The 22,823-nt window shown below is 66.9% G+C and carries 17 protein-coding genes; 2 read left to right on the forward strand and 15 right to left on the reverse strand.

The annotated features are described in order from the left end of the window. Nucleotides 1-255 precede the first annotated feature (255 nt). The 9 genes from ABL310_RS09735 to ABL310_RS09775 form a co-directional block, all read right to left on the reverse strand. A complete protein-coding gene (locus ABL310_RS09735; protein ID WP_349371477.1) occupies nucleotides 256-3,363 on the reverse strand; it encodes a S8 family serine peptidase in 3,108 nt (1,035 codons plus the stop codon). Nucleotides 3,364-3,408: 45 nt separating this feature from the next. Beyond that, nucleotides 3,409-3,654: a DUF5818 domain-containing protein gene (locus ABL310_RS09740; RefSeq protein ID WP_349371478.1), complete on the reverse strand. Its 246-nt coding sequence runs from the start codon at nucleotides 3,652-3,654 to the stop codon at nucleotides 3,409-3,411. Between the two features lie 120 nt (nucleotides 3,655-3,774). After that, nucleotides 3,775-5,097, reverse strand: coding sequence for an HlyD family type I secretion periplasmic adaptor subunit (locus ABL310_RS09745; protein ID WP_349371479.1), 1,323 nt, complete (start codon nucleotides 5,095-5,097; stop codon nucleotides 3,775-3,777). Next, nucleotides 5,097-6,821, reverse strand: a complete 1,725-nt coding sequence (locus ABL310_RS09750) for a type I secretion system permease/ATPase (protein WP_349371480.1) — start codon at nucleotides 6,819-6,821, stop codon at nucleotides 5,097-5,099. Before ABL310_RS09750 ends, ABL310_RS09745 begins: the two co-directional genes overlap by 1 nt. A gap of 98 nt (nucleotides 6,822-6,919) precedes the next feature. Then, nucleotides 6,920-7,597: an FkbM family methyltransferase gene (locus ABL310_RS09755; RefSeq protein WP_349371481.1), complete on the reverse strand. Its 678-nt coding sequence runs from the start codon at nucleotides 7,595-7,597 to the stop codon at nucleotides 6,920-6,922. Nucleotides 7,598-7,639: 42 nt separating this feature from the next. Continuing rightward, the gene (locus ABL310_RS09760) at nucleotides 7,640-10,492 is read right to left on the reverse strand and encodes an FkbM family methyltransferase (RefSeq protein ID WP_349371482.1); all 2,853 of its coding nucleotides are present in this window, start codon (nucleotides 10,490-10,492) and stop codon (nucleotides 7,640-7,642) included. Between the two features lie 4 nt (nucleotides 10,493-10,496). After that, nucleotides 10,497-11,453 carry a glycosyltransferase gene (locus ABL310_RS09765; RefSeq protein ID WP_349371483.1) on the reverse strand — a complete coding sequence of 319 codons (957 nt, stop codon included), beginning with the start codon at nucleotides 11,451-11,453 and terminating at the stop codon, nucleotides 10,497-10,499. Then, a complete protein-coding gene (locus ABL310_RS09770) occupies nucleotides 11,428-12,471 on the reverse strand; it encodes a glycosyltransferase (protein WP_349372033.1) in 1,044 nt (347 codons plus the stop codon). The genes ABL310_RS09765 and ABL310_RS09770 overlap by 26 nt, the downstream gene beginning before the upstream one ends. A gap of 52 nt (nucleotides 12,472-12,523) precedes the next feature. Then, complete coding sequence (locus tag ABL310_RS09775) at nucleotides 12,524-13,462, reverse strand: glycosyltransferase (RefSeq protein WP_349371484.1); 939 nt, start codon at nucleotides 13,460-13,462, stop codon at nucleotides 12,524-12,526. A gap of 191 nt (nucleotides 13,463-13,653) precedes the next feature. Between ABL310_RS09775 and ABL310_RS09780 the strand changes: the two genes are divergently transcribed. Beyond that, nucleotides 13,654-14,319, forward strand: coding sequence for an FkbM family methyltransferase (locus tag ABL310_RS09780; RefSeq protein ID WP_349371485.1), 666 nt, complete (start codon nucleotides 13,654-13,656; stop codon nucleotides 14,317-14,319). 172 nt (nucleotides 14,320-14,491) lie between these two features. After that, entirely contained in the window at nucleotides 14,492-15,454 is a 963-nt protein-coding gene (locus tag ABL310_RS09785; protein WP_349371486.1) for a methyltransferase domain-containing protein, read from the forward strand. A gap of 21 nt (nucleotides 15,455-15,475) precedes the next feature. On the opposite strand, the gene ABL310_RS09790 is transcribed toward ABL310_RS09785, so the two are convergent. From ABL310_RS09790 to ABL310_RS09815, 6 genes are all read right to left on the reverse strand, one after another. Continuing rightward, entirely contained in the window at nucleotides 15,476-16,642 is a 1,167-nt protein-coding gene (locus ABL310_RS09790; RefSeq protein ID WP_349371487.1) for an ABC transporter ATP-binding protein, read from the reverse strand. 14 nt (nucleotides 16,643-16,656) lie between these two features. Further along, nucleotides 16,657-17,658 carry an ABC transporter permease gene (locus ABL310_RS09795; RefSeq protein WP_349371488.1) on the reverse strand — a complete coding sequence of 334 codons (1,002 nt, stop codon included), beginning with the start codon at nucleotides 17,656-17,658 and terminating at the stop codon, nucleotides 16,657-16,659. A 66-nt stretch (nucleotides 17,659-17,724) separates the two neighbouring features. After that, nucleotides 17,725-19,710, reverse strand: a complete 1,986-nt coding sequence (locus ABL310_RS09800; protein ID WP_349371489.1) for a hypothetical protein — start codon at nucleotides 19,708-19,710, stop codon at nucleotides 17,725-17,727. Then, a complete protein-coding gene (locus ABL310_RS09805; protein WP_349371490.1) occupies nucleotides 19,707-20,606 on the reverse strand; it encodes a glycosyltransferase family 2 protein in 900 nt (299 codons plus the stop codon). The genes ABL310_RS09800 and ABL310_RS09805 overlap by 4 nt, the downstream gene beginning before the upstream one ends. Continuing rightward, entirely contained in the window at nucleotides 20,603-21,895 is a 1,293-nt protein-coding gene (locus tag ABL310_RS09810; RefSeq protein WP_349371491.1) for a polysaccharide pyruvyl transferase family protein, read from the reverse strand. The genes ABL310_RS09805 and ABL310_RS09810 overlap by 4 nt, the downstream gene beginning before the upstream one ends. A gap of 22 nt (nucleotides 21,896-21,917) precedes the next feature. Beyond that, a complete protein-coding gene (locus ABL310_RS09815) occupies nucleotides 21,918-22,754 on the reverse strand; it encodes an FkbM family methyltransferase (RefSeq protein WP_349371492.1) in 837 nt (278 codons plus the stop codon). Between the last annotated feature and the right edge of the window lie 69 nt (nucleotides 22,755-22,823).

The raw sequence follows: 22,823 nt of genomic DNA on the forward strand, positions 1-22,823 counted from the left end.
TTTCAGCGACGATCACGCGATCTCGGGCTTCGTGCTTGGGCCCGAGGTAGCCGTGTCGACCAGGAGCCGGTCGGCCGCGTCGTGACAGCAGAGCCGAGGCGGGCCGCCGAGCGCAGTCGGCCGATGCCGTGGCGGACGACGTGCGCTGCCAGGAGCACGGCGTCACAGCGCCCGGCGCGTCTGCCCGATGAAGGGGCCCCTCGCAAAGCAACCCACCATGGGCTCGCGAGGCGAGGGGTGTGATCTCGATCTCGCTCAGGCGACGAGGAAGTCCGATGCGCTCATGGCCGAGCCGGCGTTCACCCTGGCAAACAGGAGACCGCTAGCCCCGCCGACGCCATCCGCGTCGTAGAAGATCGATCCGCTGGCTTGATCGTAGATGATGCGATCGCTCGCATCCGCGGCGCTCGTTCCGATTCGAAATGCGTTCGGGTCGAGCGATCCGACGGCCAGCGTCGTGAACACCGAGTCGTCCAGAAGGATTCGATCCTGCCCCGAGGTGAAATCGGCGATGCGGTCGACATTGGCGGAGGGGCTCAGGGGCGTGTCGAAGACGAAGACGTCGTTTCCGCCGCCGCCGACGAGGAAATCGTTGCCCCACTCGCCGTCGATCACGTTCGCGGCGCTGTTGCCTACGATCGTGTTGTTCAGCGCATTGCCTCGTGCGCTGGTGGAGGCGCTACCCTGGAGCTCGAGTCGCTCCACATGGTTGCTCAGCGTCCAGTCGATCCAGCTGCGAACCGTGTCGATTCCCTGCCCGGCCGCTTCGATCGTGCGATCGCCGATGCTGCCGACGACATACAGGTCGTTCCCTCCACCGCCGACCATGTAATCGTCGCCGGTGGCGCCATTGAGTACATTGTTTGCGTCGTTGCCGACGATCGTGTTGTCCAGAGCGTTGCCCGTGCCGCTGACCGTCGAGCCCATCAGCTCCAGGCGCTCGACATTGTCGGCCAGGGTCAAGTCGACCCAAGCGCGAACGGTATCGACACCGCCACCAGCCATCTCGATGACCGTGTCGTTGATGCTTCCCACGATGTAGATATCGTTACCCGCACCGCCGGCCATATAGTCGTTTCCGCTGCCGCCGTTGAGGAGATTCGCTCCGCTCGTGCCGACGAGCGTGTTGTTCAGGGCATTGCCGGTCGCACTCGCTGCAGTCCCGAACAGCTCCAAACGCTCCAGGTGGTCACCGAGAACCCAGTCGATCCAGCTGCGGACCGTATCGATGCCTTCTCCGACGAACTCCACGACGCGATCGCCGAGGCTCCCGACGATATAGATGTCGTTCCCGGCGCCGCCGACCATGTAGTCGTTGCCCGCGGCGCCGTTGATCAGGTTGTCACCGACGTTCCCGACCATCGTGTTGTTCGCGCTATTGCCGTTGGCCCGCAAGGAAGCGGTCCCGAGCATCTCCAGCCGCTCGACGTTGTCTGCAAGCGTGAGATTGACGAACGTACGGATCGTGTCGACGCCTTCACTCACGACCTCGAAAACCTGATCTCCGGCGTCGTCGACGATGTAGATATCGTTGCCGCGACCGCCGTACATCAAGTCCGCGCCGGATCTGCCGTCGATCAGGTCGTCGCCACGCATGCCGCGCAGCTCATTCGCCCACTGGTTGCCGATCAGGTAATCGTCGCCATCGCCGCTGACGACGTTCTCGATGACCGTCCCGACGTCCACCCGGAAGAACGATCCGGCCACGGACGAGTAGAAGCCGGAATGCAGATTGATGATGACGTCCGTGCTCACGGCGGCGGCGTTGATCCAGTCCGTGCCGCCGTCGGTATCGCTGACGGTGCGCCGCCCGGCTTCGCCGGACAGGCCGGACACCATCCTGAAATCGTCCGTGAAGTGGAAGACGTCGTTCGCGTCCGGCGTCTTGCCGTAGGCCGTGACGGTCCAGGACGTGAGCGTCCCCGTGTCGGCCGCGACGTAGTTGTCGACGATGGTGAGGGTCCAGTCACCGTTCGACAGCTCGCCACGAAGGGCCTCGACGCCGAAGGTCCAGGTCAGCCCGGAGTCCGCCGCGGTCGCCGTCGGAGGACGGTCCACGATCTGGATCTGCGTCCCCTCCGCGGACGTCAGGAAAACATCGAGGTCGTTGAAGTAGGAGTGCGTCAGCGTCAGCGTGACGGACAGGTAATCGATCTCGATCGATGCGGCGAGGTTGAGCGAGACGACATGCGTGCCCGAGATCGTGATGCCGGGCGAAGCCGAGGCGGACGCGCTCTGCTCGTTGGCCGAGGTCTGCGGGGCGTCGAAGAGCGACCAGACCTCGGCCATGCGCACGGCGTTGTAGGCGTTGACCATCCCGTAGCCGTGGTCCTCGCTGAAATGCATGCCGCCGCCGTTCCAAGTGTCGGCCTGGTTGAAGAACCACGTGTGGTCCTCGTAGGGGTTGCTCGGCGCGCCGATGGCGCTGCCCTGATGGGTCGCGGAAGCGGCGAGGATGTCCTTGACGTCGCGCCACCCGAGCCCGGAATTCGCCTCGAGCATCAGGGTCACGACGCCGGTGACGATCGGCGCGGCCGCCGACGTGCCGCCGAACCCGTCGGTGTAGTCGTAATTGCCGCCGTTGTCAGATCTGAGATTGTATCCACCCGTTCCCAGAAGGTCGGTCGTGACGATGCCGAGGCCGCCGAGACTTGCGAAGTCGCCCGCGTGTCCGCTGACCAGAACATTGGCACCGTTGCTCGAATACGAGGAAGGATTGCCGTCGTCGCGCGACGCTGCCACGGTGATCGTGAAGCGCGAGGCGTTCAGCGAATCGCCGTTCGAGTTCTCGTTGGAGTTGCCGGCCGACTTGACGACGACCGTCCCCAGCCCGCCGCGACCGTTGTCGACCGAGTACTCCCAGCCCGCGAGCGTCTGCTGGGCGAAGCTGCCTGCCACGTTCTCGTTGCTGAAATCGAAGTATCCCGGGGACGCGCCCCAGCTGTTGTTGACGACATCGAATGTCGCCGACTCGCGAACGGCGTCGAAGAAGCCAGTGGGGTTCGACGCATTGATGAAAAGATTGCTGTTGGGATCGAATATGTTGACGCTGCCGATCGTCGCGCCGAACGCGACGCCGACCGTTCCCTGCCCGTTCGCCTCCGCGCCGATCAGCCCGGCGACCGACGTGCCGTGACCGGCGCTCTGCACGTCGTGCGTGTCGCCGTCGTAAACGACGCCGCCGACGGTGACGTGCAGCGAGGAATCGTAGTTGTCGTCGAGATCCCAGTGCGCATATTGCACGCCGTCGTCGTACACGCCGACAATGACGCCGCTGCCCGTGTAGTCATCCCAGATCTCGCGGATATTGCCGATCTGCATCAGGTGCCACTGCAGCGTGAAAAGCGGATCGCTCGGTGTCATCAGCTCTTGCTCCCCCAAGCCCGTTATCTGCCGGATGCGTCGGCCTCACCTCTCGATCTGCTCGACCAGGAACCCCTGTCCCTGCTGGCACGTCGAGAACATCAGCGGCCGTCCACGTACGGTCAGAAGCTCGCCGTCCGGTAGATCGGCCGGCCGCACCCCCTGAAGCGCGTAAACGCGACCGTCGTCGGTCCGCAGGAGCGGGCACTCGACCCCGCCGGGAACAAGGGTACCGCGCACGGTTTCAACCCCGTCCGCTGGTTGCTCGATCGCTGGCACCTGAACGTCCACCCGCGGTCTCCGAAGTCAGGACGACAATCGACCTTAATGATCTTTGATGAAAGAGCAAGACCTGTCGTGGGTGTTCGTCATGGCTTGCGTGCGTCGACGGCGCGCGGAAGCCGGCTATCGTCAGTCGGTACGGAACGCGCGAGCCAGATAGTCCCCCAACGGCTTCGTGAGGTAGGCAGCGATGTTGCGTTCGCTTGTTCGAATGAAGCCTTCGACAGGCATGCCGGGACGCAGCTCCACGCCGCCGAGGGCATCCGTCTGACCTTCGGCGAGAGCGACCCGGACCACGTAGAAGCTCGCTCCGGTTCGGCTGTCCGTCTCCAGGTTCGGAGAGATGCGCGTCACGACGCCGCGCAGTTCCGGGGTCGTGCGCATGCTGAACGCGGAAAAGCGGAGGAATGCGTCCTGACCGAGGTGCACCTGCTCGATGTCCTGAGGCGACACCCTGATCTCGATCGACAGCTCGTCGGCACTGGGCACGATCCGGGTGACGACCTCACCGGGCCTGATCACGCCGCCGACGGTCCTCGTTTCGAGCTGATGGACCGTTCCGGATTGAGGCGCCCGTATCTCGGTTCGGCGCAGCTCCTCTCGCGCAGCGACCTCGCGCTCGGCGAGCTCCGCGATCTGCGCGTCGAGGTCGCGCAGGTCGCCGGCCGCCTCGCTGCTCAGGTCCTGGTCGATCTGGACCAGCTGAAGGTTGATCTCGGCGATACGACCGCGGGTTTGCGCGATGCCGGCGACCAGCTGCCCGTATTCGCCCTCGAGTCGCGCGCGTTCCCGTTCGAGCCCGACGACGCGCCCGAGAGGGACCAGCTGTTTCGCATAGAGATCGCGAACTCCGTCGAGCTCCCGGTCGATGAGCGAGATCTCCGTCGTCTTCGCGCGTGCCTGGATGGTCAGGCCGTCGATCTGCTCGCTCAGCTGGACGACACGTTCGTTCAGCTGGGCCTTCAAGCCCTCGCGAGCCCGACGGCGGAGCTCGAACAAGCGTTGCTCGCTCCCGATCGCCGCGTCGAGGCCGATGTCCTGCGCCCTTCGGACCAGGTCGCTGGGGAAGCCGATCTCCGGCGAGCCGTCGCGCTCTGCCAGGAGGCGTACCCGCCGCGCCTCGCGTTCGACGAGCGCCTTCGATACGATGCCGAGGCTCGCCCGCGCCACGGTCTCGTCCAGCTTGACCAGAACGTCGCCGCGCAGGACGGCCTGCCCCTCGCGCACGCGGATTTCGGCAACGATCCCGCCGGTGAGGTGCCGCACGGTCTTCACGTCGCTCTCCACGACGAGCGTTCCGCTTCCCACGACCGCGCCGGCAATCTCCGTGGTGCCGGCCCAGCCGACGATGCCGCCGCCGAACAGAACCGCGGTGAGGCTTCCGACGAACACGTGGAGGCGAATGGATCGGGCGATCCTCGAGCTGGGTCGGGCCGCCATGACCGGGTCCATCAGGCTTCGTCTCCGACGACCTTCAGCAATCCGGGATGAGGCTCGGCGCGCTGCGTCACGCGCGGCAGCACCTCGTCCTTGGGACCGAAGGCCTGCATCCGCCCCTCGCCGATGACCAGCAGCATGTCGACGCTGGCGATCGCGGTTGTCCGGTGAGCGATTACGACGACGATGCCGCCGCGCGCGCGCGTGTTGCGGATCGCCGTCGTGAGGGCGCGTTCTCCGACGGCGTCCAGGTTCGCGTTGGGCTCGTCGAGCACCACGAGGAAGGGGTCGCCGTACAGCGCCCGCGCGAGCGCGATGCGCTGCTTCTGACCCGCGGAGAGGACGTAGCCGCCCTCGCCGATCCGCGTGTTGTAGCCGTCCGGCAGATTCTGGACGAGATCGTCAACGCAAGCCGCGCGCGCCGCCGCGAGGATCGCCTCCGATTCCTGATGGCCCTCGAAGCGGCTGATGTTCTCTGCGATCGTTCCGTCGCACAGCGCGATCTCCTGCGGCAGAAAACCGATGTGACGGCCGAGGTCCTCGTAACGCCAGTGGCTGATCTCCGAACCGTCCAGCCGGACCTCTCCGCGGCGATCCTTCCAGGCTCCGACGAGGACGCGACCGAGGGTCGATTTGCCCGCGCCGCTCGGACCGATGATACCCAGACCCTGCCCGGTTTCGAGACGAAATTCGACGCCCTGTACGACAGGCGTTCTCACGCCCGGCGGAGCAACGGCGAGTCCTTTTACCGAGAGGCTCCGGCGGGGGGGCGGCAGAGCCACCATCTCCCGTTCCGCTTGCGCCTGTCTCAGGCTCGCGCGCAAGCGCGTGCGTGCGTGGCGCGCCGCGACGAAGCCGCGCCAATTGGCGATGAGCCCCTCGATCGGAGCGAGCGCGCGCGCCGCGATGATCGCGGACGCGATGATGAGGCCGGGCGTCATCTCCCCCAGGATCACGAGATAGGCGCCGACGCCGAGAACTGCCGACTGCAGGAGCAGCCGCGAGGCACGCGAGGCCGAGGAGAAGCCTCCGGTCACGTCGCTCGCCCCGATCTGTGCGCCGACCACCGCCTGATGCGAGTCGAGCCAACGCCGCTCGAGGCGCGAGGCCATTCCCATCGACCAGACCACATCGGCGTTGCGGCGGGTCCAGTCTCCCAAAGCGTTGCGCTGCGCGGCCGAGCGCAGCGTCACCGCGGCCGGAGCCTGGGAGAGCCATTCGATGACGACGGTGAATACGACCAGCACCGCGGCGCCGAGCGTCGCCGTCCACCCGATCAGCGGATGGAATGCGAAGCAGATGAACAGGTAGAACGGGAGCCAAGGCAGATCGAACAGGGAAGCCGGGCCGTTTCCCGCCAGGAAGCCACGCAGCGTGTCGAGGTCTCGAACGACTTGGATCCCGTCCGACTCGCGTCCGTGGAGCGACGATGTTCCCGCCATCCGGAACACGTGGGGCGCCGCACGTTCGTCGAGCCGCGCTCCGATTCGGGCGAGCAGCCGCCCACGGATTCCGTCGAGATACCCCAGCAGGGCGTAAAGCAAGACGACGATGATGCCCAAGCCGACGAGCGTGGGCACGCTCCGGCTGGGGAGCACCCGATCGTACGTCTCGAGCATGAAAACGGCGCCCGTGAGCATGAGGACGTTCACGATGGCGCTGAAGACGAAAACGGCCGCTAACGCGCCGCCGAAATCTCGCCACGACAGCACGTCGCTGGCCGACCGACGCTCTGACATGCTGTTCCGATCCCCAGCCCCGAGGCACGCAGTGCTTTCGCACCCTTTACCTTAGTGCCTTGCATTCGGGGGTCAACCCAATCGATGCGACGGGTGCGTCAGGTCCAGCCCTGGGGAGACCAAACCGACGCGTCGCGCCGGGCGAAGACCAGATCGACGTAGAGCAACGCGTCGTCGCTGTGGCGAAGATTGTAGCTCACAATGTCGAAGACTTCGAAACCCTGCTGTGCCATCTCGCCGACGATTTCCGAAAAGATCGTCGTCGGCGTGTTCGAGTCGAACCGGTAGAGCAAAGTTTCGGCGACGACGAGATCGACCCGTCTCAACAATCGACGCCCGCCTCGCAGGACCTCCCTGTCGTATCCCTGACAGTCGGTCTTGAGGAGGATGGGACCCCTGAGGTCTCGATGATCGAGAACGTCGTCGAGCGTCGACACCGGCACCTCCACCAACTGTCGACGCTCGTCCTCCGAGAGCGTTTCCACCCGGCTCGGTTCGATGAACATGCTCGTTTCCGGCCTCTGCTCCGGAACGAGGAGCAGAGCCATCCCGGGCCTGTCGGCCAACGCCATCAAGTGATACTCGCCGGGATACTTCGTTGTCAGCAGTCGCAAGCGGTCTTCCCGGGCGCGGACGGGCTCGAAATAAATGTGATACGCGTCCGGAAAGGTGCGGAAGAGCTCCGGCGTGCCGTAGCAGGCGCCGACATCCACCACCGTGCCCGGCTGAAAGCCACGCGCCTTCATGTACGCGACAAAGTCCTGCAGCGTTCGCATCGCCCCCGATTTCGTCGCAGGGCCCCCGGGGACGGGCATCGGTCAGCTCTCCCTTTCGTTCGACGTCTCGCCCTCGAGCTGCAGGCGGGCGATGAGCCGCGCTTGATCGTCGACCCGCTCGCAGACCGCTGTCGCGGCCCCGTCGAGGGCTCCGGCGAGGCGCTCGATGAGCCGCAGCTCCAGATGAACCATGTCCTCGGCGGCTTCTCCCAGCGGCAGCTCGATGCGCGCGCCGCCGGTCAGGCGTGCGAAGCTGGCGTGGATGCTCAGCGCTGCTGCGGAAAGACGTTCCGGAACGTCCGTGGCGGGCTGCAGCGCGCCCAGCTGCTCGGCTCGCTTCTGCAGCTCGCCGAGGCGCGCGCGCGCGCCTGCCGCGGCGCGCTCGATCCGCTCGACGAGTTCGCGTAGATCGGCGTCGGAAGGCCCACTGGACGTCCCGGACGCAGCCACCGCCGCCACACCGCAGGCTTCTTCCAGCATGCTCGCCGCCTCCGACAGGCGATCGAGAAGTTCGGCGGCGTGGCGCGGCTGGGCCGCATTCGGCACGAGAGCCTCCTCCAGAACGTCGAGCACATGCGAGAGGGCGTCCAGACCGGCTTCCAGGCCTTCGGAGCCGAGCGTGGTCTGCCGCCGGCCGTCAGCCGGTGTTCCGGCGAGGTCGAAAGCCAGTGTGATCGCGTCCGCGCGAGCGACGGCGGTCATGATCCGCCAGCGGGCGTCCTCGATCGACGCGGACTGCGATGCCGTGCGCTCCGCCACTGCCTGCGCCGCACCGAGAACCGCCGCGGACAACGACTCGATCTGCTCGGCGCACCGGGCGATCGTTACGGACGATGTGCGCTCTGCCTCCCCCGGCGCGGAGGCCGTCAACGCCGCCATCGCCGAGCCGAGCCTGCTCGCCGCCTCGGCGAGGCGGCTCGCCTCGCGCGATGCCGCCGCCTCGAGGCGAACGATCTCGTCCGCTTGAGCCGCAACCCGTGCCGCTATGGCGTCGGTCACGCCCGCGAGTGCGCCGACGACGCTCTCCAGCTCGGCGATCGGATCGTCGTGGCCGGCGCGCGAACCGAAATCGCCGGATACGCCGGTGAGGCGTTCGAGCGCGTCGCGCAGGCGGGCGCTCGCGTCTGCAAGGCGTGATTCCAGCCGGATCGACCGTTCGGAGGCCCGCCGTTCGACGATCTCTCGCGCCTGCTCGGCGATCCGAGCCGCGAGCGCATCGGCAGCGCCCAGAAGCGCGCCCGCCGCGTCCTCGACGGCGGCGACGGCCGGCGACGCTGCGTCGCCGAGCTGCGCAGGGGAACCGTCTGGCTTCGTTACGCCCGTGAGGCGAACGAACGTCTCTCGCAGCTCCGCTGCGGTCGTCGACAGGCGCTGCTCGAGCGCGGCATCGTCATATCGGAGCCGGGCGATCTCGTCGGCCTGCTCGGCCACGCGGGTCGCGACCGCGCGACATGCCCCTTCGAAGGTGCCGGCGAGCCATTCGAGGTTCGCCGTCGCAGCGTCGAGTGAAGTGGGGCCGCGAGCGGGAAACGGCTTCGGTTCGCTCCGGGTCAACGCGATCAGAGCCGAATAGAGACGCGTCGTCGCCTCGGCGAGACGTGGTGCGAACAGCCGCTCGAGGTCGCTCCCGCGCAGGCGGTCGATTTCCTCGGCCTGTGAGCGGGTCCGCTCGGCGACGGCGCGCGCCGCGTGGACGAGCCGGCTCGACAGCTCTTCGCTCCGCTCGAGAGCCGCGAGCGGATCGCCCCGCGCCGATCCCCGGGTCGCGCCGTCATCGGACGCGAGCAACCGGTACGTGTCGCCGAGGCGCTCGACGACGTGCTCGAGCCTGCCCGTGTCGAGCGCGTCGATCTCGGCCTGCTGCTGCGCGAGGCGCGCCGCGACGGAGGTAATGGCGCCGCGCAGCGCGGCCGTTCGCTCCTCCAGGGCGGCAGCGGCGTCCAAGACATCCGGGGTGTCGCTCGGCCATGGTGGTCGTGGCCGCATGGTCAGCGAGGCATGCAGGTCGCCGACGGCATCGACTGCTTCGAGCAGGCGCGGCGCGGCATCCCGCGCGCGCTGCACCTCCGCCTGGAGCTCGGCGGCGACGCGCCCGCGCGCCAGGAACTCGAACGTCGTCGCGCGATCGACCTCGGACGCTTCCGCGAGCCGCCGGTTGAGCAGATCCACGCTACGGCTGGCGAACAGGTTCTTGTGCCAGACGGGGTAGGGGCCCTCGAAAGGGACGAGCTCGAGCGTTTCCGGGTCGATCGAATAGAGGTTCAGGCCGCAGGTTTGCGTCACCGCGTCGCGAAGCATCTCGGTGGTCTCGCCGGTGCGACGAAGGTTCGCCTCGGTGAACTCGATGATCAGGACGACGTCGTCCCTGTCCCGGAGGGCATCGCGAGCCGCCAGCAGCGTCGCCAGCTCCAGGCCCTCGATGTCGATCTTCACGAAGGTGACCTCGCCGCGGGGGGCCTCGGCGAGGGCGTCCTCGAGACGCGCGATCGGGATCGCGTCGGGCGCCGGTGCGTCCAACGGCTGGATGAACCCGTACGCGGCCTGGCCTCCCTCCTCCTCCAGGTTGAGGACGCCCTCGCCGCGCTGCGGCCCGATGGCCATCGGAACGATTTTGAAATTGCATGCCTCTCGCACGTTCGCCGTAAGGTATCCGTGCAGCTCGCGATTGGGTTCGAAGGCGACTACGTGCCCCTCCGTGATGCGCTCCGCCGCAAGCGCCGAGTAGAGCCCGCAATGGGCGCCGATGTCGATGAACACGTCCCGCGCGCGCACCGCGGACCAGAGGAAGGCTTGCTCCTCGTATTCGAACCAACCCTCGCGCAGATACCGCGCGACACGGTCATCGATCGGGAACGCGAGGAAGCGCCCATAAAAGCTCTTTACGATTTCTTTCATTTTGTCATGACCGGTCACTGCAGTCCGGTGTAAGATGAGTATCGGCCCTCGACTTGTATCCAATCGTCCATTGGATCGAGTAGACCGCTCCCATGCCATGTCTCGCGAAATCTCGCAAGAAACGAAGCGTGACCCCGGCATTCGAGATCGACCTCAGGGTCGTGTGTCCACCCCGTAGCATCTGCAGGTCTGCGGCGCTGGCGCCGATGCCCCGCACGAGCCTGCGGAGATAGCTCGGCTCCAGGCGCTGGGCAGGCACGACATGCGTGAGCCGCAGATCCGGAAAGTAGGCTCGCTTGAAGCCGAGATCGTCGGCCAGCAAGCATAAGGCGGCGTCGTCGGCGGCCGACAGGCCACCGCTCGAGCGCCCGAGGCGCGAGCCCCCCGCGCGCACGAACTGAACGAACGCTTCGGCGACGCGTCGGCGCACCACGATGCCGGCCCCGACGGGGTCGCGGGGATCGCACTGCGGGCCGCTCGTCATGATCGCCTCGCCGCCCAGATCGCGCACCGCCAGGAAAGGCAGAGCGACGCGCCGCGCTCCTCGCACCGGAGCGGGGAAGCGCCCTTCGATGCGGCCGGCCGCAACGCCGACTTCCGGGTGTTGCTCCAGCGCCTGCCGCGCTCGCGCGAGGTAGTCGGGCAAGAGAATGTTGTCGTCGTCAACGAACACGATCAAATCGCCACGCGCTTCCTCGATCCCCGCGCAACGCGCCATCGCCAGGTTCGCCTCCCGGCGACGCAGCAGCCGCGCCCCAGGGAGCTGACCGAGCAATTCGGTCGAAATCGTGTCGCTGCCGTTCTCCACGACGATGACCTCGGCCCCCGGCGCTCGCTCGGCGGCACGGGCGATCGCCCGGAACACCTCGGCGACGAGGGCCGTATCGGGCCGACAGGTCGGCACGACGACGGACAGGGCGAGGCGACCTGGCGCCTCAGACGCGGGAGCAGCCGGATTCATCGGGCGTCTCGCCTCCCCGAGGCGAGCTTTCCACGCCGGCTGCGATGACGTCCGCGAGCGAGTGCCCCGACGGTGTCACGGGCCCGACGCACTGGCGGTAATACCCGTATTGCCAAAGACCCTTGATAACGCCCTCGACGAGGCCGAAGGTGCGCAGCAGGTACACCACGTCCTTGTACAGGAGCTTCGTCGGAAAACGATCGAAGCGCGCAGGCTTGTGACCGTGAACGATCTCGTGCAGGACGACGTAGCTGCGTCCATGCCCGATCATCAACCGAAGCAGGTATCCGAGTTCCAGCCGTCGCGAGCTGATCACGTGGTCGAGCGCCATCTGGGGGAAGTAGCCGACCTTGTAGCCCAGGCAATGCGCGATCCGCGAGATGAAGCTGTCCTCGCCGGACATCAAGTTCTTACCCGAACGGCCCATGGCGCCGGCCTGCTGCTGCGCGTCGACATAGGCGCAGTAGGCGGCGCCGATATCGGGTCGAACGACGATTCCGGCGCCGATCGGCTCGTGCGGGCCCCATTCCAGCCCCTCGCCGACCAGCTCCGCGTCTCCGACGTCTCGCACGCCGAGAAAGGGCGCGAAGCGCTTGCGCCGGCGACCGACCGGCCTGTCGAACGCGCCCCGGCAGCGTCCCCCGAAGACGCCCACCTCGGGGTGTGCGCGCCCGACCTCGACGGCACGGTCCACATAGTCGGCGTCGAGAATGTTGTCGTCGTCCGCGAACACCACGATGTCGCCGCGGGCCGCCTTGAAACCGGCGACACGAGCGTAGGTCAGCCCAGGCCTTTCCTCGGTCACGACTCGCAGCGGCCGTCCCGCCATGCGCGACAGCTCGTGAGCGTCGAGCGCCGGCGACGATCTGTTGTCGACGACGACGATCTCGAAGTCTCGGCTGGAAAGCGACTGCGCGCCGATGGCCGCGAGCACGCTGGCCAGGAGCGCTCGGTCGGGGTTGTGGGTGCACACGACCACGGAGGCCGGCAGGGAGCGGGCGTCGTCGGGATGCGTCATGACGAGCACGATTCGATCTCGGGGAACAGGGCGGTCGCGCCGCCGGGGACGTTCATCGCGCCGACCTCTCCTTTATCGCGTCGCTGACCGTGAACCGTCGCGCCGCCCGGCGCGACGCTGCGCCGGCGGCCGCCGCTACGACGCGCGGTAGCAGCAACGGATCGCGGCGGACGCCTTCGCGCAGGGTGGACAATGCATCGCGAGGCGCGGCGAACGCCAGCCGGGCGGTCTCGACCGCGGCCGCGTCGAGAAACGCCCGCCGCCAGCTCCGCGGCAGCGGCCCGCCACCCACCAGGCCGCCGAACAGTGCGAGATGCTCCCGCGCGGTCAGGGCCGCTCGGCCGCGATCGCCCCCGAGGGTGCACGAGCCCGCATGGCGACGATAGAGATAGAGCGGCCGCTCCAGCAGAACGTGGGAAGGTTGCGCGCGCGCAACCCGAATCAGGAACTCTCGATCGGCGCTGATGCGCAGCCCGGGATCGAAGCCGCCGAGACGTGCGAGCAAGCCGCGGGCGAAGAAACGCGCATTGATGGCGATCGGCCCGCGCGCCAGCGCCCTCGGGCTCAGCAGGCGCTCGGCCCGTCCGCCCGTCGGAACGGGCGGGCCGCCGCCGTCGTCGAACACGAAGGCCTGGCCGCTGAGAAGCTCGACCACCGGCTCGGCGCGGATCGCGGCGATCACCGCGTCGAGCGCGCCGTTCGCGTAGATATCGTCGCTGTTGAGGAAGCCGACGTAACGTCCTCGCGCGTGCGCGACGCCGATCTCGAGGGCGTCGTAGATGCCGCTGCCGGACGCCACGAGGACCGTGGCCCGCGATCCCAGCTCCCGCGCGACGTCGGCGGAGCCGTCCGAGGAGCCGCCGTCGACCACCACGTGCTCGATCAGGTCCGGCTCGCTGGAGCGGGCGCTCGCCAAAGCCTCGCGCAGCATCTCCGCTCGATCGAGGACCGGCGTGACGATGCTGATGAGAGGCTGTGCTCCAGACGTCATCGGTCCTCCACGGCAAAGGCGGACCGCTGCCGCAATCGGAGCGCGGTTGCGATCTCGTTCCGTCGAATGCCCACGAGCGCGACGTTTGCCGGGTCGGCTGAACGAAGTCAAGCGCGGCGGCGACCTCCCGATTGCCATCGAGAGGCGGGTGTGTTTGTGTCCGCCAGCTTCAGCGAAGAGGGTCACCGTCCATGCCGCGCCGCCCGATGCGAGATCTGGAAGAGTTCTGTCGCTATCTCAATGAGCGGAACCTGACGCCCGAGACGGTCGTCGACGTCGGAGCGGCATACGGGACGCAGGAGATCCTCAACCCGTTCCCGAAGGCCTACCACATCTTGTTCGAGCCGGTGCCGTCTTTCGAGCCACGGATGAAGCAGATCTTGCGTAAGTACCGAGGCGAGTATTTCACCTGCGCTCTCAGCGACGCGCCCGGCGAGATGCCGATGCGCGTGCCCGCCAACGGCGCGGACGGATCGACCTTGGCCACCGCCGGCGGGCCGGGCACCATCACCGTCAAGGTGGAGACGCTCGATCGGCTGCTCGGGCCGCGCGCTCTCCAGGGTCCGATCTTCCTCAAGACGGATTGCCAGGGCTTCGACATGCACGTGATGCGCGGCGGGCGCGAGTTCCTCAAGCGCGTCGACGTCGCCGTATGCGAGACGAACCTGTTCCACCCGGCCGGGCGCCCGGAGCTGCCCGATTTCGGCGACACCGTCGTGCAGATGCGCGAGCTCGGTTTCGCCGTGCTCGACATCGTCAGCTACCAGGTTCGTCCGTTCGACGACGCGCTCGGCTACGTCGATCTCGTCTTCGCCCGCGAGGATAGTCCCCTGCGGAAGCATCATCGCTGGGCTTGAGAGAAAAAAGGAACGTCCACCCGACGATTTCGGACGCTCTATCCGGCAGTCGACTTGCACCGGACTGCGTGGTAAGCGCGGCGGCGTTCCTCCAGTTTGACCGTCGGTGGAGATGAAAATGGCGTTCGAGGCACTCCGCAGGCGGTTCAGGGTTAGACAAGGATCTACCACGATGGCGATTCCGCAGAGTGTCTTCGACGAGAAGTGGTACTATTCGGTCGAGCTGGAGCCAGGGCGCTTCACCCGGGGCTTCGATTTCAAGAACATCGCCGCGGCGCGACGCGTGCTGGACGCCCTGCAAGTGAAGGACGCGTCCATAGTCGACCTGAGCACCATGGAAGGGATGTTCGCCACGCTGCTGTCTCGACGGGGTGCCAAGGTGCTCGCGACCGACACCATCGACAGCACCGCTCGCGTGAACCTCCTGAAGGAGGCTTACGGCGTCAACTATCGGTACTTCCCGCACGTGCCCCTGGACCAGACCGTCGAGTACCTCTTCAAGATCCAGTCGTCTCTCTCTTATTGGCCGATGCGGCCGATGAAGACGTCGATGCAGCCGCCGTTCGGTTTCGATGTGGTACTCGCTTCGGGTGTAATGTATCACGTCCTCAGCCCGCTGCACTACATCATGACCTGCCGACGGCTGCTCAAGAACGGTGGATATCTCGTGCTGGAAACGGCCTGTGCCGTGAACGACGAGATCGAGATGCACCACGATTATCGGCATGACAGCTTCGTGTTCGGCGGCAGTTGCTCCTGGTTCGTGAGCACCGGCGCGATCGATCTGTTTCTCCGGGCCTGCTTCCTGGAGCCGGTCGGCTTCTGCTACGTGCGTTCGGAGACGAAGTCGGATCTGCAGGTGGTGCGCTTGGGGCTCCTGGCCAAGGCTGTCGAGCAGCGCCCGTTCGATCCGGATTTCTTCGGTCGGATCGAGAAGGGCGAGATCATCCGCAACTACGATTACAAGCCTCTTTTCGAGTCTGCGCAGATGACGGGAACGGTTTCGAAGCCGTTGCCGGTCGACGTCGAAGCTCTCGCTCCCCTGGAGGGTCCGTTGAAGGCGGAGCATTTCCGCAGGCACGACCCTGTCGCCTACGATCCGTCGTATCTGCGCCTCTCCCTCAAGGATCGATGAGGTCCGTGCGACGCCGACTGGTCAGGTGTCGGCCCAGGACGGGGTCCAATACCCCCACGCCCAGCCGGGCCGGGCAGGGTCGCGCAGGTCCGCGCGACCCGATGCCTCGAGCAAGTCCAGGTCGCGGCTGCGGAAAGCCACGAGCTTGAAGTCGGTGCCGTTCGACTTGTAGCGGTACTGCGCCTCGTCGTCGGCGTCGGGAACCTCGGGATCCACCGGCACCGAGGCGATGAACCGAGGCGCGATGCCCGGCACCCATTCGCGGCCGAGGCCGACGCGGATCCGGTCGGTGACCCAGCGGCCCTGGGTGTCCGGGTAGGCGCCCGTCTCCGCACGATAAGCGTCCACCGCGTCACGGATAGCCGTCAGATCGGCGTAGCGCCGCTGGTGCATACCATCGCGATCGAGCGCCTCGCGTCGCGGCGGGGGCAAGGCTTCGCCGCTGACGGCGTGCCCCGAGACGCCGAGGCCGTGGATTGCGATGGCCTCCTCGATCGAGCCGTCGAACACGATCCGGCCCTCGTTGAGGACGATGCCGCGAGTGCAGACCTTGGTCAGCAGCGCGCTGGAATGAGAGGCCATGAACAGCACGCGCGACTCGGCGACGAGCGACGTCATCCGCGCTTCCGCCTTGCGGCGAAAGGCGGCGTCTCCGGCTGAAAGCCACTCGTCCATCACGAGGATATCGGGCGTGACCGCCGTCGCGATCGAGAACGCGAGCCGCATCCGCATCCCGGCCGAATAAGTCCGCATCGGGAGGTCGATGTAGGGGCCGAGCTCGCTGAAGGCGATGATCTCGTCGCGCAGGCGCGGTACGTCACCGCGCGCCGCGCCCAGGAAGAGCCCGCGCACCGCGATGTTCTCCGCTCCGGTCGCGTCGGGGTCGAAACCCGTGTGGATGTCGAGCATGGAGGAGAGTCGACCTCTCACCCGAACGCTGCCGCTCTGGGGCGGATACACGCCGGCGATGACACGCAGGAGCGTGGTCTTTCCTGAGCCGTTGCCGCCCAGGATACCGATCCTATTCCCGTCGTCGGCGACGAGATCGATGTCGCGGAGCGCGTTGACGCCGACGAGCCCACGTCCGATCGCGCCGATCCGATCGGCGTCGGCGCCGGCGAGAAGACGCTTGCTGGCGCCGACGACGGGATATGCGAGATTGACCCGGCGTAGTGCTACGCGTGGCATGGGCTTCATTGCGTTCAAAGCCAGAACACGATCCGTCGACCGACCGCCCGCAGAACAGCCGCCCCGCCCGCCAGGAGAAGCACGGTCGAAGCGCTCACCACCGCGAAGCTCGTCACGAGGTCGTCGTGGCCGAGCAGGGGACCCCGCACGACCTTGACGTAGTGGTAGAGCGGATTGTAGACGACGATCCAGCGAGCGTCGCCGAGCCGATCGGCCATCCAGATGATGGGCGTGATCAGGAAGAGGAAAGGCAAGATGGCGGTGACGAACGGGCCCAGGTCGCGGAAGCGGGCGCCGAGCATTCCTCCGACGAGCGCGAGCCCCGCACCCGAGGCGAGGACGAGCAGCACGCCGGGAAGCGCGAGAAGCGCCTCGGGCCCCGGCACATGGCCGAACAAGGCGAAGGCGGCCACGACGACCGTGGCGCGGAAGCTGAATTGCACCGCATTGCGGAACACGGCGCGAAGCGCGAACAGCGACAGCGGCAGTCGCATCTGGGTGAGATACGGGGCGCTGGCCACGAAGGTTCCGGTCGCCTCTCCGATGAACCCGGCGATCAGGGCCCAGGCGACGAGTCCGGAGGCCAGATAGGGAATGAACACGTCGAGCGGCAGACCGAACACCTTGCCGTAAACCGTGCCGATCCCAGCGACACCGATCGCCTGCGTGATCGCGAACCACCCGCGCCCGATCCGCGAATGCCGATTTCTGTTCCTCAAGTCCAGATTGGCGAGGTGCCAGGCGAGATCCGCGCGCGAAAACCCGTCCGCGATGTCCTCTGCGAATGATCTCCCACTGGGAGCATCGGTCTCGCCGGACGCGGCGTCTTCCTTCGCCCGCGCTGCGTAATCGGCATGCGTGCTCATTCTGCTCGCCTCGAGAACGTTCGCGCGGGGTCCCGGCGGACATCTACGAACTCGCCGCACGGCGGCGGGTAAATCACGATACACGAGCCGATGCAAGCGCGACGCCACCGCCGCTTCCGGCATGATCCCGGGCGCTGCGGCTTGCGACATGTCTCGACTCCTCGGGCTTCGTTCTTCATCGAAGCGCGCGTTCGACGTGTCGAGGGCGAGGCCGGTTCACGCCCGCGCGACCACGAGCCGCGACCTCCCGACCGCATCCGCTGCGATCGGCCCGCCATAGATATCGAAGAGGCGAAATCCCGCCGGCAACTCCGCCCGGTCGGGCGCGTGCCCGAAAAACGCGCGCGCGACGAGCTTGCCCTCGGCGTCCTCGACATCGTAGCGGCGGCCTTCGGCAGGGCCGCGGGCGACGACACGTCCCGACCGCAGCAGCAGCTCGACGTGCCGAAAAGCCGCATAGCTCGGCCGGCAATAGGAGTTGTTGGCGCCGACGATCGCATAGCCGAACGACGAGTTCTGGCGATAGGCGGACAGCAGTTCCGGACGGTTGTTCATGAAGCGGAACCAGAGACATGCCCCAATGGACGAGCGCGCCGCCGCCTCGAGGGAATAAAGCGCCAGATACAGCGCCTGATCCTCCAGCGTAAAGGCCGGGTGCCGAAAGCCGATCTCGGTGATGAAGGCTTTGAACTCGGGCCTGTCGCGCCGGACGGGCGCGAGCAGCGCATCGAGCCGATCGAAATGCTCGAGATAGTCCCAGGGTTGGTAGGTGTAGCCGTGCACAGCCAGGCCGTCGCAATGGCCGGCTCCGCCGGCCTCCAGGAAGGACTGGAGGAACGCGAACGTCCAGCTGTGCGTGCCGCCGCCGAGCACGACGATTTCCGGAGCGACGCGCTTGAAGACACGCTGGGTGACCTCGTGCATGCGCAGCAGCGCGCCGAGGTCGTCGTTCCAGTGCCCGAGCGCGGAGGCCTCGTTCCAGACCTCGTAATGGGTCGCGCCCGCGCGGCGGGCACGATCCGCCATCCAGGTCATCAGCGCTTCATAGGCGTCCCAATCCCCGGGGGCGTACCGATGATAGTCGGGGCGATCACCCTGGCGGCTCAGCCATTTGGGCATCGCGTATGCGGCGACGAAGCGTCCGCGACCGGGGCCGGGATGCGTGACCGGCAGCGGATCGACGCCAGCGGCGAATCGATGGCCGCACGACGGATCTACGACGACGCTCTGGAGCGCGACCGGAATTCGATCGAAGCTTCCCCCGACGGCCGCGAGGCGATCGTACTCGAACTCGTCGGAAATCCCCAGGATCGTCGCCGGTCCGTTCGCTGCGCGGGGTAGGACGCGGCATGCCGGCCAGGCCGACGCCGCGAGCAGCATGCCGTCGCGCCGTACTTCGGCCGCCAGCTGATACGCTCCCGGCCGCGGCAGGGCGAGGGTCGCATAGCACGGATCCGTTCGGAGGGTCACCTGCGCCGCGGCGACGTCCGCGCCCTCCTGCGAGGCGCGCAGCGAGAGCGTCGCGCCGGCTGCGCCCAGCGCCACGCCCGCGCTGCTCAGGCTGACTCCCAACGAGATCGCCCCCGCTTCCGTCGAGAACGCGGGCAGCTGGCGAGCCTGGCCGACGCGCTCGAACAGGACCAGGTCCTGGACGGCGAAGCGCGCCCGGTCGGCATGTTTCTCGATCGCGATCTCGTCGACGACGATGTCGATGTCGTCGTCGGGATGGGACAGAAAGTCGAACGAAACCATGTCGAGCAGATGTGAAAAGAAGTCACCTTCATCCGCCACGTTCTTCGTGTGATCGCTGTCGAAAACAAAAGATGAAAACGGAAGTACTACACGCTGCGGCTCGTTCGGCCGACGAATATCGAAGAAGTCCTTCATATTGCCGCGTGCGAACCTGAAGAACGTACCACGTTCGTTGCGCAGAAACACGGTCGGGAAGCCGAAGTCTCCGCGGACGATGTCCGGAAACATCGCCCGGGATGTCGGCGTGTAGAGCACGAAGCTGATGTAGTCCGAGCTGGTGACCTCGAGGCGGCGCTCGAAGGCCGCGCGCGACACCTTCTTTGCCCCGCATTTCAGCACGAAACGGTAGGGCCCGGTCCGCGAGGGCATGAAGACGCCGGGCAGCCGAACCCGATCCCAGTCGACGATCAGCCGCCCCTCGCCACGTGTTTCTGCGGTCTCCTCCCTCACCACGTCAACCCCCGCTCCTGGCGCGACGCGAAATTCCAGTTGTACGCGTTGATCGATGCCGGATCGTAGCGCTTGTAGAGCCAGCGCAGGACGAAGTAGAAGATCGCCAGCTTCCACGCCGGCATGGTCTCGCGCGCGCCCGGATCGTAGAAGCCGCGCAGATCGAAGGTCTTGTACAGGAACATGTACACGTCCGCGATCTTGCCCTTGTAGGGGCCGTAGGTCTTTACGATACGGTACATCTCGTCGACGATCTTGCGGCCGCCGGTCGAGGTCAGGTTCGTGGTGGAGAAGTAGTACACGGAGAGGAGGTCCGGGATCGCCTTCCAACGGGCTCCGGCCCGGGTGAACCGGCACCAGAGCTCCCAGTCGAAGGCGTAGCGCATCGACCCGTCCACTGCGCCGATCCGTCGATGCAGCGCGGCTCGCCAGAAGGTCGAAGGTTGCTCGACCGTGTTGGTGATGAACAGCCGCTCGATGAAGTCCGGGGCCGGTTGAGTGTAGACGACGCTCTTGCCGTCGAAATCGCGGGTACAGCCGCCGGTGACGACGTCGATCGTCGGGTCGGCCGTGAACTCGCGGGCGACGCGGTGCAGGGCGCCGGGCAGCAGCCGGTCGTCGGCGCACAGCCAACCGAAGACGTCGCCGTCGGCCTTCGCGAACCCCTTGTTGAGAGCGTCGACCTGTCCAGCGTCCTTCGCGCTGACCCAGAAGGCCAGGCGGTCGGCGTAGCGTTCGATGATCTCGACGCTGCCGTCCGTGCTGCCGCCGTCCATGACGATGATCTGCAGGTCGGGGTAGGTCTGCTCGAATAGCGACAAGAGGGTCGCCTCCAAGGTGGCGGCCGCCTGGAAGCACGGCACCACGATCGAGATGCGAGGTAGCGGCTGCGTCATCGCGCGTCCTGGGTTCCGTTGCCGATGGGCGTGCGCGTCAGGCGATGCGCGAGCCCGTTCTCCTCGAAGAAGTCGCAGAAACCGTTCCAGAGGTCCGGCATCAGCGCCTCGAAGCCGGTGAAGTCGCAGTCCTCGAGCGCGATCCGGCGCGGTCCTGCCTCGTAGCTCACGTGCGGCAGGCGCAGGAACTCGACCATGTCCTTGAGCCTGTAGTCGTGCACGGCGAACACGGTCGGCGTGCCCTGGGTGAGGGCGATCAGGTTGCCGTGCAGCCGCGTGCCCGCATAGAGCGTCTGGTCGCGGGCCCGGCGAACGTAGTCGGGCAGCGACGTGGAGAAGAATGCACGCGCCTTTATGTTGCGTCGCAGCGACTCTGATGCGTCTCGATAGTACCAGTCCAGCGAGCGGCCGAGCTCATCGAGGTCGTACCAGTCGAGGCGCGAATGCATCATGTCTCCCGGGCCTAGCGCCGGCGCCGTCGGGCCGCGCGCCGCGAGGACGGGACCGTCGGGGCCGAGCCGCACGTCCGAATCGATGCGCGTCGAGGGATGCACGCCGTCACGCGCCGCCACGAAGGCCTGGAGCACCCATTCGCCGCCTTGCCCGACGACGCTGAAGCGCCCGGCGCGGCCGAGCAGGTCCTCCATGATCTCGAATTGGAAGGCGTGGAGATGCGGAAGGCGCCCCATGTCGGTGATGGTGAACGACACGTCCTCGAGGCTCGGAGCCCGCACCCGGATGTTCGGCGTGCCCGGGAACAGCAACGACGGGCAGCCCAGGACGCGGGCGTTCCGGATGCCGTAGCGCTCGAGCAGCTCGGCGCTCATCGCGCCCCGCACCTGCGAGCTCACGCAATGATCGTGGAGGTAGCGCAAGACCTCCACGTCCTCGGGAGTGAGGAGGATGTCCTCGCCGAACCGGAACTGCAGCCCCAGCGAGAAGAAGATCAGCGGGATCTTCAGCTGCCGCAGGTACGAGATCGGAAGGTGCCGGGCGAACCAGCCGGGCTGCATCGCATTCTGGGCGACGACGATGACCGCTTTGCAGGTCTCGTTCACGAAGGCGAATTGCTCCGGGGTCGCCTCGCGCGTGATCGTGTAGAACTCGTCGACGTCGAGGGCGCGGCCGAGCCCGGAGGCCACGAACTGGTCGCCGATGTTGTGGGGCCAGCTGCCGAGGAACGGATGGCCGCGCTCGTCTCCCGGCGCGATCGTCCAGCTCGCGCCGCGACCGTCGATGAGCGAGTGTCGATCGAAGATCGCGAGGACGGGTTTGCGCTCGGGTTCCAATGGCAGGCCTCTCGTGACATCGTCAGCCGCGGCGCGTCGATACGGGTACCGCTTCCGGACCATGGCGATCCGGATGACGGGCCACCACCAGGCCGTCGACCGTGAAGCTCTCTTCCGGAGTATGCGCGGCGACGATCACGTAGCCGGCGGAGGTGAGCAAATCAAGCGTGGCTTGGTGCAGGTCGAGATCCCGCCCCTCTTCGAGCCAGCGATGCGTCGAGGCGAAGACCCAGCCTACCAGACCTTGCGCGAGCGTGTCGCGCGCGCCGAGCAGTGCGCGCCGCTCCCACCCCTGGACGTCGATGTGCAGGATGTCGATGGCGTCGACGCCCGCTGCACCACGAAGGGCATCGAGGCTGATTCGGGGGACCTGCGCCGTTTCCGCGCCTGTCCGGAACGGCGCCGGCGGCGCCGCCACCGCGTCGACCGCGGCGGTCACGAATTCTGCGGAGCGCGCGTTCAGCTCGAAGTTGAGCCGACCCACCGCGAGCCGCTCCTCGATCGGCTCCACCACGATCGCACGGCCGGCGGGAAAAGCGCTCTTGAACCAAAGGCTGTAGTAGCACCAGTAGCCGCCGAGCTCCACCATCACCGGCGCCGTTCGGCCTTCGTCCTCCAACGCGGCCAACGCTCGGTGGAAGACGAGCTCTTCCTGCGGCTCGTGATGGCCCCGAAGCGCGGTTATGAGTCGCGTCATCCATGGGCCGTAATACGCGTCGGCGAGCACACGCATGCCGTTGTGCATGATCTGGACACGGCGTCCGCCCTCGTCGACGACTGCCCCGGCCTCTGGAACCTTGGGTATGGAATCGGCGTCCCGGCAGGCCGCGGCGAGGGCGATGCGGTCGTCTTCTGTCATCCTGGCGCCTCCTCGCCGGTTCACGGGCGAGCCGCCTGTACCACGTCGGACGCGGCCGCTCCAAGTCCG

The organism is Salinarimonas sp., assembly GCF_040111675.1.
Classification (GTDB): Bacteria; Pseudomonadota; Alphaproteobacteria; order Rhizobiales; family Beijerinckiaceae; genus Salinarimonas.

Excerpts from the sequence above, each read along its gene's own strand:
- ABL310_RS09770 (WP_349372033.1), bottom strand. The coding sequence starts at position 12,471 with ATGACGCATCCCGACGACGCCCGCTCCCTGCCGGCCTCCGTGGTCGTG.
- ABL310_RS09765 (WP_349371483.1), bottom strand. The coding sequence starts at position 11,453 with ATGAATCCGGCTGCTCCCGCGTCTGAGGCGCCAGGTCGCCTCGCCCTG.
- ABL310_RS09750 (WP_349371480.1), bottom strand. The coding sequence starts at position 6,821 with ATGTCAGAGCGTCGGTCGGCCAGCGACGTGCTGTCGTGGCGAGATTTC.
- ABL310_RS09760 (WP_349371482.1), bottom strand. The coding sequence starts at position 10,492 with ATGAAAGAAATCGTAAAGAGCTTTTATGGGCGCTTCCTCGCGTTCCCG.
- ABL310_RS09745 (WP_349371479.1), bottom strand. The coding sequence starts at position 5,097 with ATGGACCCGGTCATGGCGGCCCGACCCAGCTCGAGGATCGCCCGATCC.
- ABL310_RS09790 (WP_349371487.1), bottom strand. The coding sequence starts at position 16,642 with ATGCCACGCGTAGCACTACGCCGGGTCAATCTCGCATATCCCGTCGTC.
- ABL310_RS09735 (WP_349371477.1), bottom strand. The coding sequence starts at position 3,363 with ATGACACCGAGCGATCCGCTTTTCACGCTGCAGTGGCACCTGATGCAG.
- ABL310_RS09775 (WP_349371484.1), bottom strand. The coding sequence starts at position 13,462 with ATGACGTCTGGAGCACAGCCTCTCATCAGCATCGTCACGCCGGTCCTC.
- ABL310_RS09805 (WP_349371490.1), bottom strand. The coding sequence starts at position 20,606 with ATGACGCAGCCGCTACCTCGCATCTCGATCGTGGTGCCGTGCTTCCAG.
- ABL310_RS09795 (WP_349371488.1), bottom strand. The coding sequence starts at position 17,658 with ATGTCGCAAGCCGCAGCGCCCGGGATCATGCCGGAAGCGGCGGTGGCG.
- ABL310_RS09780 (WP_349371485.1), top strand. The coding sequence starts at position 13,654 with ATGCCGCGCCGCCCGATGCGAGATCTGGAAGAGTTCTGTCGCTATCTC.
- ABL310_RS09815 (WP_349371492.1), bottom strand. The coding sequence starts at position 22,754 with ATGACAGAAGACGACCGCATCGCCCTCGCCGCGGCCTGCCGGGACGCC.
- ABL310_RS09785 (WP_349371486.1), top strand. The coding sequence starts at position 14,492 with ATGGCGATTCCGCAGAGTGTCTTCGACGAGAAGTGGTACTATTCGGTC.
- ABL310_RS09755 (WP_349371481.1), bottom strand. The coding sequence starts at position 7,597 with ATGCGAACGCTGCAGGACTTTGTCGCGTACATGAAGGCGCGTGGCTTT.